At 61.6% G+C, this 406-nt stretch carries 1 protein-coding gene; it reads right to left on the minus strand.

What is annotated here, in order from left to right:
• Positions 1-185, minus strand: a 185-nt coding sequence (locus EVJ34_RS15545) for an ATP-binding cassette domain-containing protein (RefSeq protein ID WP_304988511.1), incomplete at its 3' end; no start/stop codon positions are given.
• Between the last annotated feature and the right edge of the window lie 221 nt (positions 186-406).

Consider the following 406-nt stretch of genomic DNA (forward strand, 5'->3'; position numbering starts at 1 on the left):
TCGTGCGTCAGCGGCTGACCGTCGACGAAGATATACCCGTCGGTGAGTTCCTCGAGCGTCATCACCAGGCGCAGGATCGTCGTCTTGCCCGAACCGCTGGGCCCGATGAGGGTGACGCGTTCGCCGGGAGCCACCGTGAAGTTGAGGTCCTTGAGCACGGTGGTCGGCCCGAAGCTCTTCTCCACATCCTTGAACTCGATCGCCGGTTGTGACGATGCGGAGGCAGTCGTTGGGGTGTTCTCAGTAGGTGGCAAGGCGTCGATCCAATCTCTGAATGAGCAGTGAGGTCGGGTAGCTGGCCGCGAGGAAGATGATTCCGGCCAGGGTGAAGGCTTCCGTGTAGGCGAAGGTCGAACCGCCGAATTCCTTCGCAGCAGTGACGAGCTCGACGACGGAGATCGCGAAC

The organism is Exiguobacterium sp. SL-9, assembly GCF_004336985.1.
GTDB lineage: Bacteria > Bacillota > Bacilli > Exiguobacteriales > Exiguobacteriaceae > Exiguobacterium.